General features: G+C 59.7%; 9 protein-coding genes. 4 read left to right on the forward strand and 5 right to left on the reverse strand.

Annotated features, from left to right (window positions below; all coding sequences use genetic code 11):
• Nucleotides 1-997 precede the first annotated feature (997 nt).
• A complete protein-coding gene (locus tag V5E97_RS38350; RefSeq protein ID WP_406696818.1) occupies nt 998-2,551 on the forward strand; it encodes a hypothetical protein in 1,554 nt (517 codons plus the stop codon).
• A 176-nt stretch (nt 2,552-2,727) separates the two neighbouring features.
• On the opposite strand, the gene V5E97_RS38355 is transcribed toward V5E97_RS38350, so the two are convergent.
• The 4 genes from V5E97_RS38355 to V5E97_RS38370 all read right to left on the reverse strand — a co-directional run bounded on the left by V5E97_RS38355 (nt 2,728) and on the right by V5E97_RS38370 (nt 10,197).
• Nucleotides 2,728-4,092 (reverse strand): acyltransferase family protein, encoded by a 1,365-nt coding sequence (locus V5E97_RS38355; protein ID WP_406696819.1) that lies wholly within the window; start codon nt 4,090-4,092, stop codon nt 2,728-2,730.
• A gap of 809 nt (nt 4,093-4,901) precedes the next feature.
• Nucleotides 4,902-7,286 carry an efflux RND transporter permease subunit gene (locus V5E97_RS38360; RefSeq protein ID WP_406696820.1) on the reverse strand — a complete coding sequence of 795 codons (2,385 nt, stop codon included), beginning with the start codon at nt 7,284-7,286 and terminating at the stop codon, nt 4,902-4,904.
• 81 nt (nt 7,287-7,367) lie between these two features.
• On the reverse strand, nt 7,368-8,867 hold the full coding sequence (locus V5E97_RS38365) for an Nramp family divalent metal transporter (RefSeq protein WP_406696821.1): 1,500 nt from the start codon (nt 8,865-8,867) through the stop codon (nt 7,368-7,370).
• Nucleotides 8,868-8,967: 100 nt separating this feature from the next.
• Nucleotides 8,968-10,197: a glycosyltransferase gene (locus V5E97_RS38370; protein ID WP_406696822.1), complete on the reverse strand. Its 1,230-nt coding sequence runs from the start codon at nt 10,195-10,197 to the stop codon at nt 8,968-8,970.
• 196 nt (nt 10,198-10,393) lie between these two features.
• Here V5E97_RS38370 and V5E97_RS38375 point away from each other — a divergent pair, with 196 nt between their 5' ends.
• A complete protein-coding gene (locus V5E97_RS38375; protein WP_406696823.1) occupies nt 10,394-11,887 on the forward strand; it encodes a RecQ family ATP-dependent DNA helicase in 1,494 nt (497 codons plus the stop codon).
• 602 nt (nt 11,888-12,489) lie between these two features.
• Here the strand turns inward: V5E97_RS38375 and V5E97_RS38380 are convergent.
• Nucleotides 12,490-12,981, reverse strand: a complete 492-nt coding sequence (locus V5E97_RS38380) for a hypothetical protein (protein WP_406696825.1) — start codon at nt 12,979-12,981, stop codon at nt 12,490-12,492.
• A 1,472-nt stretch (nt 12,982-14,453) separates the two neighbouring features.
• Between V5E97_RS38380 and V5E97_RS38385 the strand changes: the two genes are divergently transcribed.
• Together V5E97_RS38385 and V5E97_RS38390 are read left to right on the forward strand one after the other, a co-directional pair.
• Nucleotides 14,454-15,872, forward strand: a complete 1,419-nt coding sequence (locus tag V5E97_RS38385; protein WP_406696826.1) for a hypothetical protein — start codon at nt 14,454-14,456, stop codon at nt 15,870-15,872.
• A 50-nt stretch (nt 15,873-15,922) separates the two neighbouring features.
• A complete protein-coding gene (locus V5E97_RS38390) occupies nt 15,923-17,071 on the forward strand; it encodes a glycosyltransferase family 4 protein (protein ID WP_406696827.1) in 1,149 nt (382 codons plus the stop codon).

Genomic DNA, 17,071 nt, shown 5'->3' on the forward strand with positions numbered 1-17,071 from the left:
CCCGCGACACGATTCACGGGACTCACCGCTCCCCCTTGCATTGTCATGATGACCAGGATGAATCGAAAAAACCAGGGTCCGAACCGCAGGTTCAACCTCCAGGCCTCTTGATCCCCGCCATCCGCGACAACCGGGGAATCAGGTCGCCACCCAGGAACACAAAGGACTCTACATCCCCATCCCATGCGCAATAACACACGCGTTAAAAATATTAACCACAAACATCCCTAAGTCTGCGCAGTCGATTCTTCCGCTTGAAAGCCAAGAAAACGAGCCGTTCATTCAACATAACGAAAAGCCTGCGAATCCCATCCATAACATTGCGAATGTGGTGCAACTCGCTTGCCTCAAGGACCCAGCGATTGCTCCTCCAGTGGGATGCATTCGACGGGCCGGCCCTCCGCCACGACTTTCACTGCGACCATGCATACAAGTCCTAAGCGATTTATTATGGAACGCATGATCGTTTATAATCCATTTGCATTTTTCTTCCATATTGGTCATCTTCGAACTCAAACCTCGACTCGCCCGTTAGCGATTAAAGGGTCACACTCGTACGAGGAGTGGCCATGATTACCGAACAACTGTTCCAAGCCGAAATGGTCGCACGCGTGCCTGACTGGTGCTCCCCCCGCCAACGGAGTCGCGCCGCCTTGTGACTGATCGGCTCTTCGACCGTTCCATCTCACACTGTGTTTCGAACAGGCCTTCACAAATTTGACATCCACACTCGACATGAAACATGCGTGTGGGAATCGATTCACTTCAATCCCCGCCCATTACTGGGCTCTCGATGGTGCTGCGGGCGGCATCTCGTTCCGCGGTTCTTCCGGCCGCACGGAGCTGTACGTTCTGGGGGAGATCGATGCGGACACCCGCGAGTTGCGATCGTAGTCAACAGCACCGCGAATCGGTCGCTCCTGGGACTCAGATTAACACACTCTGATTTCAGTGATTCAGGCAACATTGTCCGGCTGAATGCGACTGGAGACCAATCATGCCAGACAAGTTGGGCGGGCTCGGCGACTTACTCATTCTGTTGCTGCTTGCGTGGTGCCCACGGATCGTCTTGGTGCTACGCGGCGGCCAGTGTTACTTTCCCGACGAGACTCGGTACTTCCAATGTTGGGGCGTTCTGAAGCACCTGGCCTGTGGCGAGTTAGGGCAGGCGGGCGATGCTGTCGTCGACTCGGTTGCGCACTGTTTCTACACGGTAATCTGCTGCGTCCCGGCCGTTGCTCAATGTGTCGTGGCACGGCTCGCCGGGCGGACGATGCGGTGGGTTATTATTTTCGAGTGGTTGTCGGTCTCCACGCTCATCCTGTCGCTGGCCTCGGTCGCATGCATCGGGTTGACCTACGCCATTGCCCGGCGGGCGGGCGGCGACCGTCGTGAAGGTTTGACGGCGGCCCTGATCATGGCCTGTTCCAGTTCCATGTTCTACTACGCGCGTCATCTCCTGCCCTACGACACCTCCATGGCCCTCGCACTGCTGGCCCTCTGGATTGGGCTCGCCGACTGCCCCGGCCTGGCACTTTCGGTACTCACCGGAGCGGTGGCCGGATTGGCCTTCCTGACCTACTACGGTTACTGGCTCATCGCCGCGGCGGCAATGGCAATCCACGTGCTCCGCGGCTTGCCGTCCGGTAAGTCCGTCGCGCGGCGTGGACTGGCCGCAGGGCTCGGATTCGTCGCGCCGATCGCGCTGCTCATCCTCATCGCCGTCGCCCGAGGATCCGACCTCCCGTCGCATCTCGTGAACTTCTCCGGCACGGTGACTCAGGGAGACTTCAGCGAAGGCTGGTCTCTCCCCTGGGCCTATCTGTGGCACGCGGAGCACGGCCTCCTGCTGGTCTGGACTCTCGGCGCCCCCTTGGTACTTCTGCCCGCTGCCCGCGCAAACCGCGAGGCCTCGGCTCGCGCACGAGGCCTCCACTGGCTCGGGTTGGCCCTTTCGCTCTACCTCGTGCTCGTGACCGTTTCAACCGTGATGGAGAAAATGGTCGTGTACGGCCGACTTGTCCGGCAAGTCGTGCCGTTCCTCTGCCTGGGTACCGCATGCGCCGTAACCCGCCTGCTCAACGGCCGGCCGATTGGTCGGTCCACGATCGTGGCCACCGGACTCCTGATGGCACAGGCTGCGTTCAATTTCGGGCAACCCCTCGCGATGCGATATCCCGGCGAGGTTCTCCGCCAGGTCACGGCAACCTACGGCCCCGTAGCCCGCGGCCTGACGTTCGTGGGGCCCCTCCTGGATGAGGGGATTCCGGACGACCCGTTCCGGTCGATGGAGAACCCTGGCGCCAGGCCCGGAGAACCTGTCCCGGCAAGGCGCACCGGCCATAATTCAAGCTATCTCATGCTGAACACCCAGTTCCTTTATCCCATCCACGGCCACCAAGGCCACCCCCGAGGCGAGACAATCCTTCGCATCCCGCACCCCGAAGGATTCCTCCCCTATCAATACGAGGGGTTGGGGGTCCGCGAGCGAGCGCTACTCCGCACCGGACAGACTGTGATGGAGCTCATCGACACCCACGGCAGGCCGTAACATTCAGTGTCATCACATACCCACATCGCTTTTCTCTTGCGATGACTCTGGCTGAGTTGCTTCCCGCCGTAAACAGGAGCGGGAGCAAGTCGGCTGTGTCGGCTAACCCGCGCAGGCTCGCCGAAGCGGAGGCAGACGGATACGAACCTACAAAACCTCCGGCACCCGTTCATTCTTCAGGACTTCGAACTCTGATGTGAAGCTCGCACCTGCCGGTGCCTCAGAGGAATCAAGCGAGCGAACCGACCCGAGTCCTGCTCCCCTGAGGCAAAAGCCGTACGCTCCCTCCGGCCATGAAGCCACGTTCCGATCGCCGTATAGCGCACCAAGGAATGGTACGAGGCAAAGCCGATGGCCAGGGTGCCGAGAAGCGTGACCGGCATCTTCCAGGCGGCATGCCCGGGGATCAGAAAGAGATCGCCCTGGATCAAGCCGAGAACAGGCATGTGAACCAGATAGATCCAGTACGAACTGTCGGCGCAGTAGCTCAAGCTCGGGTTGGCGTGGCGGAACAGGCGGTGGGCCGCCCCGATCGCCCCGAAAACCATTAACCAGGCAAACAAGGCCCCAAGAACAGCCTGCGCCACGGCATCGAATCCGTGCAACGGGGAAACCCAATCACGTCCCAGGAACCACGCCCGGCCCACGAAAATGGGGACCGACATCAGGAGATACCAAGGGGCAGGCCGGGCAAGTCGTTCAAGGTCATCTCTCAAGCGATACAACCCCACCCCCACGATGAAGAAGCTCGCGTGGTGCATCAGCTTGATCGGAGCGATGAAAAAGGAGTTGTGACGGTCCAACGCTGCATCGATACCGACAAGTTCGCGGCTGATCCAGAGCAAGGCGGTCGTCGGAACCGCGAGGAGGAAAGGGCACCATGGCGAACTCAACACAAGGCTCGCGAAACCGTGACGGGTCGTTGACCCCGTTCTCCGGCGCTGCGACCACCACTGATAAAGGGCGAACGCCACCAACATGACAATGAGGTATTCCAGGAACCAGAGGTGAGCCGAGCCGATCTGCTCCGCCCGGAGCACCGGGTCGCGGAACCGCAGCCGGATCGCCTGCCGCCACGTACAACGCCCCGACAACAGCCAGCCGTAAACCCAGGCAAGGAGGCAGGCCGGAAGTACCGTGGGAACCGCGACCAGGAATGGAACGGCGACCCGCTTCGCCCGATTCTCGAGAAACGTCCGTAACCCGCGCGTCTCGTACAAGTACGCGGCGAAGAACCCGGCAATCGTAAAATAAAGCGGGTTGGAAACCCCCATCGACCACCAGCAGAACCAGTCGAAAACCGGCGTGGTAGGCCTATCCCGAACACACCAGAGCACACCCGGAATGTCCTGCGTGACGTAACCAAGTGCCGCGTGCAGTCCGACGACCAGGAACATCGCCATGCCGCGCAAGCCATCGAAAGCATGATAGCGGGGCTTACCGCCGTCCGAGGCCCGCTCGACATCTGGGACCTGAACGGTTGCGGCGTATGATCCACGCCTCCCGAACACTCGTCGGCCCTTGATCCTGTGCACCTTCATGCGTGTTGATCTCGCAACGATCTCTAGATCCGACAGCGAGTTCTCAGCGCCGCGAGACGCCGACGAAGGACGCGCAGGTCCCACACCAAAGATCGTCCGGTGAGCAGGATTCCGTGAACCAATCCGGGACGCCCCCGGACCCGACTTGACCGACTGTAAGGGCAGGGGGCAAACCTGAAGCTCGAAGTTAAACTCTTCCCATCACAAACGTTATCGCCAAACACCAACACTACCTAGAAACGCAAGTCAGAAATTCGAGTCTTATGTTAATTTCTGACATTTCAAGCAGACTCTTCCATGAAACAATTCGTTTTGTGTTACAACCCGATTTGGCGAAATTTCCGCGTCACTCGTTGCATTTCTTATGGATGATCGAAAATCAGACCAAGAGCCGGGGCCCACAAGCTCGAGTCCGCGGAGCGGATTGGCAAGGCGGAGCGAACCCGCCTGCGGAGGGAAATGGGGGGGGCTTTCTTCTCATCCGTCTTCTGCCGGAAAGTGCAGGCGAGGGCCTTCTCGTCCCTCCGAAGCCTAATGGCTTGCAAACGCATGAAGCGGCCCCCGACACTCGGTTCGGGGCCGCTTCATGATTTCGTGAAGCCCGCTTTCGGGAGAGCTTCGTCCTCCGATCCCGCCACTCCCAGTGGTCACTGCATTCGTGCCGGAACGATCGCAGGGGAGCCCAGACAACCTACCCACACGTAGCAAACCGTTTATCGAGAACGATATGGAGAGGCAATTCCTGCGATTTCAAGTGATGCGTCTGAAGAACCGGAAGACGGGTGCCCCTGAATCCGCTCTCAGTGCTCTCAAACCGACGACCGAACCGACTCTTTTTTGGAGCGGAGACGCACTCGCAGTCGTTCGCCCAGCGTCAGACATGCGGGAAGGAGGACGAGGTTACCCAGGGTACTTCCCGCGGTGGCGATGCCGACCATCGTCCCGAAAGTCGCAAACGGGGCAAACTCGCTCAGCCAGAGCGCAGCAAACCCGACGGCAACGGCCAGGCTCGAGAGTAAGACTCCTGGGCCGGTCACGGCGTAACTGTCGAACAGGCTCGATTCAAAGGGATTCGATGCGCGTTCTTTGCGGAACTGGAGCAAGCAATGGAAGGTGTCGTCCACCGAGAGTCCGAGGGCAACGCTCGCGACCAGTGCGGTGGCCATGTCGAGCTTGATCCCAAGCCATCCCATCAGCCCGAGCACGAACGCGACCGCCAAAAGGGTGGGCATCATCGCGAGCGCGGCCAGAACAGGACCCCGAAGCGCGATCGTGAGCATCAAGAGAATTCCGGCCACCGACCAGAAGAAGGTATCCCACTGGGTGACGATGATCGATTCCGTCGTCTTGGTCATCAAGTAGGACAGGCCGGTCAGGGACACATCGGGACCGAAAGGCGCTCGGGCACGATTCAGAGCGGCTTTGAACAAGGCAGCCTTCTGAGGCGCGGGCTGCTGCTCCTTGAGCCGGATCATCAGCCGTGCCTGGCCCGTCTCCTGATTCCAGAACCCCTTGAGGAGCTCGGCCTGCGGCGATGAGGCAATGAGATCGAGCTTGGTCGCCAACGTTCGATCGGCCGCCTCGCGAGGAAGTGCCGAGAGGCGACCATCGGGATCAAGCACCGTCGCCAGCGAGATCACGTTCGCCGCATCGTCTGCGCCGCCGACGCGAATCGCGGCGATCGCACGTTCGAGAGCCTTCAAACGCTCGAGCGAGTCGCGGCCGACCGTCTTGCCCACGGGCACGATCAACTCGACCAGGCCGATGCCCCCGAGCCGAGCTTCCACCGCGTGATAGTCACGGACCACGCGGGTATCGGGCCGGAACAGGTTGATGTAGTTTGACTCGTAGCGCAGCCTCGCCATGCCCGCGGCGAGCGGTAGCACAATCGCGAAGACGATGACGACGATCGCGCCCGGATGGCGGTAGACCCGTTCGGTCAGTCGGGTCATGGCTGCCGACACCCAGGAGGATGACCCGTAGCGGACAGGAATCTCCAGCGGGATTGGGGGGAGCATCGCGATCGGCGAGAGGAGCATCACGAGCAGGGCCGCCAGGAGTGTGCACGTGCCCAGGATCGCGCCGAACTGGCGGATCGGAACGACATCGCTGGTGACGAGCGCGCCGTAGCCGATCGCGCCGGTGACCGCGCACCAAAAGATGGGCACCCAGACGGCCGACAAGGCTGAGCGAGCGGCAACCCGAGGGTCAGACTCTTGACGTCGTGCTTCGCGAAAGTGAATCGCCAGATGGCTCGCGGCCGGCATCGTCAACACAATGATCTGCGCGACCAACGGCCCTCCGGAAAGCGCCAGCTTGATCTGAAAGTACGAAAGCAACTCCTCGGTCGCCAGCCAGACGAACCAACCGGACGTGATCGGCACGAGCGCCCACCAAATGCTGCGGACCGCCGAAAGCGTCACAAACCCGATCAGAAGCATTCCCACCACCGCAAGTCGACGACCATCGACCTCGATGCTCCGGAAGCCATCGGCCAGGAGCACGGGAGGACCGACCACGGCGGGCTGTTTGAGAAGACCGTGCTTCGAACCAAACCGATCGGCCGCCGAACGGAGAGCCTCGACGGTTTGTACCACGTCGTGATCGGCCGTCTTCCTCAAGCGAACCACGACGGCTGTGGTCGTCCCCTGCCCATCGATCAAGGTGCCTCGAAAGAGGGGATGTTTCGTGAGGCGAACCCGAAGTGCCTCGAGCCCCGCTCGGTCGGCCGAGCGCACCGCGCCAGCAACCGTGAGGGCGTTCGCCTTCGGGTCCACGTTTTTGAGGCCCTTTTTGGCCCGATCGATCGCAAGATTGCGTGCAAAAACGGGGAGCCGATCGAGAGTCAGCAGAATATCGTCGATCAACCAGAGTTGGGGCATCGCGTCGAGCGATTCCACGCGAAGTACGCCCTGAATCTTCGACGCATCGACCGCGGCGGCGAGTTCCGAGACCCGCGCCATCCCAGCCGGAGTCAGAAGTTCAGGATCGTCGTACACGAGGAAGACGAAGTTATCATCGCCGAAGGTCCGGGCCGCCTTTTGATAGGCGAGCATCGAGGGATCATCATCGGCAAAGAACGAGTCGATTGACTGCTCGTACGTGACGCGATGGCCGAAGATGATCAGGAGACCGAGGATCAACGCGACGGTGGTGAACGCGAAGTAGCGGGCCTTGAGCAAAACTCGAATCACGGCGAATCCGGTCTCTCGTGTCAAAAAAAAAAGGAGGCTGAGCCAGTCGCATCCCTGCGACACCTCCCTTGACGTACTCGATTAGCCGATCGAGAAAGGGAGAAGCTTCTGCACCCCAGTGTAGTCGAAACTCTTAAGGAGAATGTAGGTGCTGTAAAGGGCGACCGCTGAGATTGCGAAAAATGCAATCCAGGTCAGGATGTCGCTGAAGAACGATGCGGCAACTCGGCTGTCGGCGTCGCGCTGCTTTAAATAGAGAGTGGCCCCCGCAATCAACGGTAGCATCAGGCTCTGCGCGATGCCCCCGATCTTGATCAATCCTTGCGGCTCGCGGAACGCGAAGTACAAGCCCAGGGCCATGATCGGGTAGATGATGCAGAACGCTCGCACGGTACGGTCGCGGGCGGTGACACCGTTCTGCCGCCAGAGTCCGCTCAGATCCAGGAAGTCGGCCGTCAGGCGGCTATTGGCGGCCGTCGCCACGTAGAGCGTTTTAAAAAGGACCGCCCAGGCGCCGAGCAAAAAACCCACTCGCGTCCAGTTCCTCATCCCAGCCAGCGCGGTTCCTTCCAGGGGTTGGAGGTACATCCGCGACAGTGTCGGGATCATTTCCGGCCCCTTCGGGTCGAGCCCTTGCGGATGGAGAACCGCCGCGCCAAGTAGGTAAAACGCAATCGTGGCCACCGTGAAAACGACCATGCTGAACCAGGCATCGAGTTGCATGACCCGCGTCCAGCCTCGTGCGCGTTCGGCCCACGCAGGGTCGGGCGACCGCGAACCGACCGCGCGGGCATATCCTTTCTCGATGCACCAGTAAGGATACGCGAACAACTCGGAGGCCCCGACACCGGTGATCCCGAAGGCCGAGAAGGCCAGGGCGATCGCCATCGGTGGGACGGAGAATTCCAGTCCTTCTTTGAGATTCGCGACGTTGATCCGAAAGCTGGTCCACTGAAGGATCAGGACGCTGGCGACCGTGAACAGCGTGACCGCTGCCACGAGGATCGTCGTGATCCGCTCGAGCCGTTTATAGCCGCCGGAAAGGAGCAGGACGATCGCCGCCAAGGTGGTCAGGCTCGCCCAGAAGTGTTCCTGACGGGTCTCGAGAAAGGTGCCGAAGGCCGGAGAGATTTGCCCGGCGAAGCTCGCCACCGCGCGTGACGCGTCGGGGAAGGCCATGTGGGCGGCCTGGCCGACCGTCCCCTCCATCGCGGCGATCTGCGCCTGGGTGGCGAGCATCATGAACAACCAGAGCCAGCAGAGCCACGACGTCCCGAGCCGAGGACCGGGCAAGGTATTGAACGCGGCGAGCGTCGTCCGGCCATGGGTGATGGCGTAGCGGCCGAGCTCCACCTGAACGAAAACCTTGATCAGGCAGCTCAGGATGATCAGCCAGAGGAGGCTGAAACCAGCCTTGGCCCCAAGGCTGGTCGTGTTGATTAATTCTCCCGTCCCCACGATCGACGCGGCGAGAATCAGGCCGGGGCCGATCTGGCCGAGCGCTTTCAGAAGCGAGTTGGGCGGGGCCTGAATCGCGTCCGGGGGCAACGCGTAGGGGTCAATCCGAGATGAGTCGTTCATGCGTAGCGCCACTTCGACGGGAGTCGATTGCACGAGCTAATGTTGGGATGGTCGCCATCCTACGGGGCTTTTCCCTCCGTTTCCAACCTGCCGTCCCACTTCACCGAACATTTTTTTGCCCGCGTAACGCAAATGGCATGTGCGGAGCAGGGGGGACATGAGCCGGGTGCTGACCGTTCACGATCTCGTTCAGATAGCCGAGCAAACGATCGCGGAAGACCGGCAAGGCCAAAGCCTCAGCGCGGCGGCGGGCCAGCGCGGAGTCGTGCGGGCAACCTGCCGCTTCCCAAGCATCGATGGCCGCGAGCAGCGCCTCGGTGGTCGGCGCGTCGTAAATCCGGCCGACCGCGTCATCAACCGTCTCGGCCACCCCCCCAAGGCCCAGGGCGAGCACCGGAGCACCGCAGGCCAGGGCCTCGATCGGCACAATCCCAAAGTCTTCTTCCCCCGGAAAGAGGAGCGCTCGGCATCGGCGATAATGATCGCGGATCACATCGTCGGGCTGCCAACCGAGAAACCGAACTCCAGGCCCGGCCAGCTTTTCGAGCCGCATCCGTTCCGTCCCCTCGCCAATCACGATCAACTCGCGTCCCGAGCGTGTGCAGGCGAGGATCGCTTGCTCGAGCCGCTTGTAAGGAACGAGCGCGGAGACGCAGAGGTAAAAGGACTCTCGCGCTTCTGGCCCGGGAGCATAGTAATCCGTGTCGACGGGGGGGCAGATGACCTGGCTTTCGCGCTGATAGTAGAGCCCGATCCGCTCGCGAACCGTCTCTGAGATCGCCACGAAATGCGTTACTCCGGCGGCCGAGGCGCGGTCCCAACTCCGCATCCGGTTGAGCATGGCGCCCGCCAGGGCCCGACGGACTGGCCGGTCCGACCAACCGTCGAGATAGGCGTCGCGCCCTTGCCAGGCGTAGCGCATCGGGGTGAAGCAATAGCAAACGTGAGGTACGCCGCGGGGGGGGCGCACCGCTTTGGCCACACAATGACTCAGGCTGACGACCAGGTCCACCTGGCCGACTTTCCAGCTCCGGGCCGAGAGCGGCATGAGCGGAAGGAGTTTACGGTAATGTTGCAAGACGCCCGGTACGCGCTGGAGGGGAGAGGTACGAATCGTCATCCCCTCAATCGCGGGGCTCAAGGCGCCTCGACGATGAATGAGCGTATGCAGGGTCGCCTCGGGGAAGGCGCGACAGAGCACCTCGAGGCATTTCTCCCCGCCCCGCATTCCGGTCAGCCAGTCGTGGACAAGCGCCACTCGTAGTCCAGTCAGCCCTGGGGACGTCGGCCGGCCAATATGCGCGGAGACACTGCGGACGCTGGCATCCATGCCTGCCTCCTCGTTCGGGGAAATCGAAGGGTCGAGACGCGCGAACCGTAACCCAGATCGTAAAATCCGGCAAGACAGGCTGGGCCAGGTCTGGCAAATCGGGTTCGCGAGGCAACTCTCGGACTGGCCTGCGATTTGCGGTGTGGCCAGTTGGGCAGCACGCTCCCATTGTCAGGAATCAAAGCCAGGGAAACGGATGACAAGCAACAATTCGGACACAGCAAGCCGACTCGACTCGATCACTCGCAAACTCAGAGAGCACTTCGGGTTTCGGCGATTCCGGCCTGGTCAGGCGGAGGTCGTCCAGGCCGCGATGGAAGGTCGGGACATGATTGTAATCATGCCGACTGGATCCGGCAAAAGCCTCTGCTTTCAACTTCCGGCCTTGGCGTTAACGGGAACGACCATCGTCGTAAGCCCACTGATTGCCTTGATGAAAGATCAGACCGATGCGCTGACGGAGCGGGGCATCAAGGCCGTCGCCATCAATAGCACGCTTAGCCCGCGCCTCCAACAAGAGGCAATCGAGGCGATGATTGCAGGGCGAATCGAACTCGTATACACCACTCCCGAGCGGCTCGCGGACGGCGAGTTCCGCGCCGCACTCCGACAAACACCCATCGACTTATTCGTCGTTGATGAGGCCCATTGCGTCAGCCAGTGGGGACACGACTTCCGGCCCGAGTACCTGGTTTTGGGGGAACTGATCGATGAGTTGAATCATCCTCCGGTCCTGGCTCTCACTGCCACAGCGACCCCCGATGCGATCGAGGACATCCGCCGTCAGCTTCACATCCCCGAGGCGGAGGTCGTCCACACCGGATTTCATCGGCCCAACCTCACGCTCGAGGTCATCGCAACCGAAGGCGAGGACGCCAAGCGAGCCGCACTCCTACGTCAGCTCGAGGCCACGGACGGGACGGGCATTATCTACACGGCAACGGTCAAAGCCGTCGATGAGCTAACCGCGTTCTTACTCGAGAATGGCCTGGAAGTCGCCGCATATCACGGTCGCCTTAAAGCGACTGAGCGCGTGGCAAACCAGGAGCGCTTCATGCGCGGTTTGCTCAAGGCTTTGGTCGCCACCAACGCTTTTGGAATGGGAATCGATAAGCCGGACATTCGGTTCGTCATTCACCACCACCTCCCTGGGACCATTGAAGCCTATTACCAGGAAGCCGGGCGAGCAGGTCGTGACGCGTTGCCGGCGCGTTGCACGTTGCTCTACGACCGTTCCGACAAAAACCTTCACCGGTTCTTCCAGGCCGGTCGTTACCCCGACGCCGAAGACCTGATCAACGTCCATCATGCATTGAAACGCCTCGCCGACAACTCAGAGCCGCCCACGATCGCCGAGATCGAAACCATCTCGCCGATTCGCAAAACACGGCTTAAACAGGCGCTCAACCACTTCAAGCAATGGGGGATCGTCAAAAAAACGACTGGCGACAGATATGCACTCCTCCACCAGGAAACGACCTCCCATGAACTCCTCCGGATGGCCCAAACCTACCGCGAGCGTGACGAAATCGATCGGTTCCGCCAGCAGCAAATGGTGAACTACGCAGAGCTACCGAGTTGTCGCTGGGACTACGTTGTCAACTACCTTGGCTATGACGATGTCGAGGGGACAAACTGTGGCCATTGTGATCGCTGTATGCCGGACTCATCCTTGCGAATGGCGGTATAGGAAAGTCTTTTTCCAATTCAGTTCAAGATTCACAGGTCGAGGATTCGGCGCGGCGAGCCTCGATTTTGTCGTACGACGCTCCATTCTAACCACAGGGCTTTTCGCCCATGCTTTAGGTGGAGCGTCGACCTATTCGCTCATCCCCGAGAACGGGGTTCAAGCGAAGGTTCAGACCCAACAACGGTGGCAGGGGCGTAACCAGGAAGGTGAAAATGTCCTGGTTGCGGTTTTGCGTAAAGTGGAGTGGTCACGCCAAAAGGACTCAATGATTCGACCCCCGAGCCGCCCGGACATCACACCCACCTGCTGAACGACCCCGACTTCCTGACAATGCACTGGCGGATCGGCATCGCGTCGGCGAAAAACAAGCAGAACGCCATGTCTAATCAACACATAAATCGCTCCACAATCAGCCAGGGCAACGATGGAGCCAGGACTGCTAGGAAACCCCGCACCCTTTCGGCCAGCGAGAAGGCGTGGTAGAACACCTCCTAAAATGCAACAGCTCCGGAAATGAGTCCACTCCCCATAAGCTCGTTCGAAACAACGTGATCCAATCAACAAGATACTCTTGAGGGACCGACGTCCCGGCTGCGGCGATCTTATTTGAAGCCTGGAATCTTTTGGATGAGCTGAGTCATGACCCCGAGCTTCTCATTCATCTCGGTCATCAGAGAATTGCTTCGAGCCATGCCTTTATTCGTTTCGGCCATCGCGGCAAGGGTTTTTGCCATATTCTCGTTCGATTTCTCCATCCCTTTGTTTGAGAGCTCCATGTTTTTGTTGGATTGACTCATGCTTTCATTCGACTTTTCCATATTCGCATTCGACAAATCCATTTTGCCGTTGGACTCCATGACTTTTTGAATGCTCGCCGCCACCTGGCGATTGGATTCGATGACGAGGCGATTCGACTCGATTAGAGTGGCCTGAGTCTGGGTCATCTGCTGACTGACGGTGTCGAGTTGCTCGTTGACCCTGCCAAGTCGTTGATTCGCGGTATCGAGTTTTGCCAGCGTCAAATCCACTCGCTCGAGCAGACTACAACCCGGCATGAACGCGACAGTGAGCAGAGCGAAAACAAGGCGGCTCATCCCTGAGCTCCTACATAAAAAAAGTCTTTGTGAAGAAACGCATCTTGACCATTCGGCATTTGGCTCAGTGACCGACACCGGAATTTCATGCTGGTGATTTCGACGACGCCAGTTGCACCGATTGCACCGACGACGACTTTTGACCAGCAAAATTCGATCTCCCATGTCCATCAATTGGAACTTGCAGAAACAGCATTCAACGGATTGGGATAGCGGTAGTTCCAAATCTCGGGAGCGGAAAAACGTCATTTCAAAGCATATCCAATGCCGAAATGGAGCGATCCAGGAAAGTTCATTCCCACCTCCCTTCAGATTTGGCATGAGCCCCTGTGAAGGCATCGAATTTTTCCGCCCGCAGGCACGATCGAGGTGTTCTCATTGACTCGTGAAAGCCTGCAATCGACAGTATTGCGAGAGTAGAACTCGCGTATCCGACAGAACTGGCCACCACCGGCTTGCCTACATTAAGACCGGAAGCAGAGGCCACCGATTTGCCTTAATCGATCGTGGTTGAAACAGTAGGCCAAGTTCAGCGACAACGGGGGCGTCGAGATCCTGATTTTCAGGGAGTCCTGATCCAACGATCTCAATCTTGGGTGCGAGCATCGCTGGGGAGCATCTCGAAACGTTGAATGGTTTGTCCGGCTGAAGCCAAGTTTGCCAGAAAAATCAAATTCCTCACATTATACGCATTTGCAATTATTCGCAGGTGATCGTCCCGTCTACAGGGTATCGACCGATCTTGTACGGCATCGCTCTCGCCGCGGCGGAATGACGCATGGATCAGCATCGGCGTGCCGTCTTAACAGAGCCAAACCACAATCATATTTTCATTTGCCACGTCTTGAAGCAATGTGAATTCCCTTCGATGGAGGATTTCGAGTTTCGCTTCCTCGGTTTCCTCGACGACACTCGACATGATGCCCATCCCTACCGATTGACCGACACCGGAATCCCCTGGGTGCGTGGGATACCGTTTCATCAAACCCGTAGTCAACAACAGCCGGGACGGGCGTGGTTCAGCCCACGGCCCCAGCGGATTGAAAAAGTTCTCTATCCTCCGAGAACCTATAAACAACCGATCGCAAAAACCGGCTAAGAACTTGCGAAACGCATACGAGATCGCGGAACTGTCAGAATTACATTCGAGTGCCCCGGCCCTCCGAACATGTCCGCAAAATCTGTGCTGGTAGGGTCGGTGGGACCACCCTTCGATACATCGTGCATTTTGCCATCCGGACCGGGCAGGATGCGAGGTATCTTCCCCACCACTGATTTCCCCGATTTACTCTAACATTTTTCAAACTCAACACTTGCGACTCGTTTCTTGTCAAGGCACGGGGCTTGCTTACGGTGGTTCATGATGTCGCCGCCGGGTGGCTGCTTATCATCCAAGCGTGGCGCCACGTCATAAGCCTAGCAATGCATACGTGTTTAAACAGTTTTTTTTTCAGGACGGCTGGGGAGAAACGATGCAAGTCGATGACCTTTACTTTGTCATTCCGACCTACCGACTCCGCGACGTTGGAGAAACGGTCGAGCTCTATGACGAGCATTTCTGGCGCAATGGACACTCACCGACGTTGATCGTGTGCGACGATTCCAGTCCCGTGGCCCAGGAGAAGTACTTTCCGTCGCTGGAGCGGACGAGCACACACAGCGAACTCTACTACGTTGGCCCGCGGGAAAAGGAGGAGTTCATCGCCTTTTTGAGCCGCCGGCTGCGCGACAAGAGGTTGGATGGCTTGGTCAAGAATCTGTTCCGCCCCAGCTATGGAGGAAACCGGAACCACACGCTGATGCACTCACTGGGCGGCTTGATGGTCTCATCCGACGACGACATGCGGCCCTACGCCTTGATGGAGCATAGCCTGGAGTCGCTCGTCGAGGGGGAGGTGAGCCGCGGCCGCCTGCACCGAGCCGGGGAAAACGGCTATGGGTGCAAGTCGTACGACATCATCGGGTCCTTCCTCGACGTACTCGGCAAGCGAGCCTGCGACGTTCCGGACAACTATGAGACAGGGGATGTCCTGATCGACACGGCGATGGACCTGGAAACCAACGTGTCGATGGGCCTGTCCCGGGAGAATTCCCTGGTCCTCGATCGCGGCCCGGTACCGCCCGACGCCGTGATCAAGATGGCGCAAACCTTCCGCTCCGGGACCAACGACATCGACGCGATGGACTTCGCCGGCCTCTTCCTTGAGGACGAAGCTCAGATCGACCCGGACGGCCTGAACGAGCTCTACGTCCTCGTCAACTTTCGTCCGGCCGTGACGAACAAGAACTGGCGGATGGACTGCGGCGTGGCGGGGTACGACAACACGTTCGGGCTTCCGCCGTTCTTCCCGACCCGCCTTCGGTTCGAGGATTACATCTACCGGCTCTGGATCCAGCAGCCCGGCGTCGCCGCGGCTCACGTGGATTCGGCTCAGAACCACACGCGATCGAACTACATGCGGAACCCGGTGGCCGCCGAGATCTTCAACGAGGAGGTCTCCAACCTGCTCAAGAAGAAAATCAAGGACAGTGTCACACGAATCGACGAGCTCGGGATCGCGTTCGACTACGACGGCGAAGTGACGGCCGACGATGCCCACGCCGTCCTCGACAAAGTGGCGACGATGTATACGCGGGCGATCCAGGCGTCGGAACGAACGATGCGTCCCGACCGAAAGGACGCCCTCCGCCTCTTCGCGGCGAACCTCCAGAAGGCGTTCTACGCGTTCGAGCCGGACTTCTTCCACCAGAATCTCCTGCGGATCGTGGACGACGTCGTGACCACGATCAAGGGTTCGATGGAATTGTGGCCCACCCTGATTGAAATCTGCTACTTCGAGAAAGACCGTCGAGGGCTTCCTAAAACCAAAGTGAATAACCATAGGATTTGACTTCAATTTCTCAAACTTGCATTTCTGGTTTTTTCCTGGAGATACGATTCATGCGGATCGCACAGGTTGCCCCGCTCTTCGAGAGCGTGCCTCCGAAGCTCTATGGCGGCACGGAACGTGTTGTCTCCTACCTGACCGAGGAGCTCGTCCGACAAGGGCATGATGTCACCTTGTTCGCGAGCGGAGACTCGGAAACGGCGGCCCGGCTGATTCCGGGCTGTCCCCGAGCCCTCTGGCAGGAGCGGGGATGCCGGGAGACGCTCCCGCATCACATCCGGCTCCTCGAACTGGTGAGCCGCGAGGCCCATCGTTTCGACATGATCCACTTCCATCTTGACTATGTTCACTTTCCAATCGTTGACCAACTGCCTTGCCCCACAGTCACGACCTTGCATGGCCGGCTCTTTCCCCCTGACCAGGAGGCGTTCTTCGACGCCTTCCCTGGGGTCCCGCTCGTCTCGATCTCGGACGACCAGCGGCGGCCGATCCCCCGGGCCAACTGGCAGGCGACGGTTTATCATGGCTTACCCCTCGATCTCCACACGTTCCGGGAAGGGTCAGGCTCCTATCTCGCCTTCCTGGGACGGGTCTCGCCGGAAAAGGGCCTCGAGAAGGCCATCGAGATTGCCCGGCGGGCCGGGATGCCGCTCCGCGTGGCCGCCAAGGTCTACCCGGAAGAGCAGACTTACTACGAGCGTGAGATCGTGCCGTTGATCAAGGGGTCGCACTGGGTCGAGTTCATCGGCGAAGTGGGAGGCGCGGCGAAGGACGAATTCCTGGGCGGGGCCCACGCCTTGCTCTTCCCGATCGACTGGGCCGAGCCCTTCGGACTGGTCATGATCGAGGCGATGGCCTGTGGCACCCCGGTCGTGGCCTTCCGACGTGGGTCAGTGCCGGAGGTGATGGTCGACGGCGCAACCGGCTTTGTGGTGACCGATGTCCCCTGGGCTGTGGAAGCGATCGGCCAGTTGTCGAGGCTGAGCCGTCGCGTCTGCCGGCAGGTGTTCGTCGAGCGGTTCGGCGCACCTCGAATGGCACGAGACTACCTCGAAGTCTACCGCAAGCTTGTCGAGGGGGAGTCCCGCCCGACCTCGCTCGACGGCGAATCTACGGACGGACGCGGTCCGGCCGACCCGATCCACCATCGTCGCGCCCTGCTCGGGCCGATCGGTGGTTTACCCCCTGCGCTGGCGTCTTGA

It is taken from the genome of Singulisphaera photorubra, from assembly GCF_045290345.1.
GTDB lineage: Bacteria > Planctomycetota > Planctomycetia > Isosphaerales > Isosphaeraceae > Singulisphaera.

Excerpts from the sequence above, each read along its gene's own strand:
- V5E97_RS38380 (WP_406696825.1), bottom strand. The coding sequence starts at position 12,981 with ATGAGCCGCCTTGTTTTCGCTCTGCTCACTGTCGCGTTCATGCCGGGT.
- V5E97_RS38375 (WP_406696823.1), top strand. The coding sequence starts at position 10,394 with ATGACAAGCAACAATTCGGACACAGCAAGCCGACTCGACTCGATCACT.
- V5E97_RS38370 (WP_406696822.1), bottom strand. The coding sequence starts at position 10,197 with ATGGATGCCAGCGTCCGCAGTGTCTCCGCGCATATTGGCCGGCCGACG.
- V5E97_RS38390 (WP_406696827.1), top strand. The coding sequence starts at position 15,923 with ATGCGGATCGCACAGGTTGCCCCGCTCTTCGAGAGCGTGCCTCCGAAG.
- V5E97_RS38385 (WP_406696826.1), top strand. The coding sequence starts at position 14,454 with ATGCAAGTCGATGACCTTTACTTTGTCATTCCGACCTACCGACTCCGC.
- V5E97_RS38355 (WP_406696819.1), bottom strand. The coding sequence starts at position 4,092 with ATGAAGGTGCACAGGATCAAGGGCCGACGAGTGTTCGGGAGGCGTGGA.
- V5E97_RS38350 (WP_406696818.1), top strand. The coding sequence starts at position 998 with ATGCCAGACAAGTTGGGCGGGCTCGGCGACTTACTCATTCTGTTGCTG.
- V5E97_RS38365 (WP_406696821.1), bottom strand. The coding sequence starts at position 8,867 with ATGAACGACTCATCTCGGATTGACCCCTACGCGTTGCCCCCGGACGCG.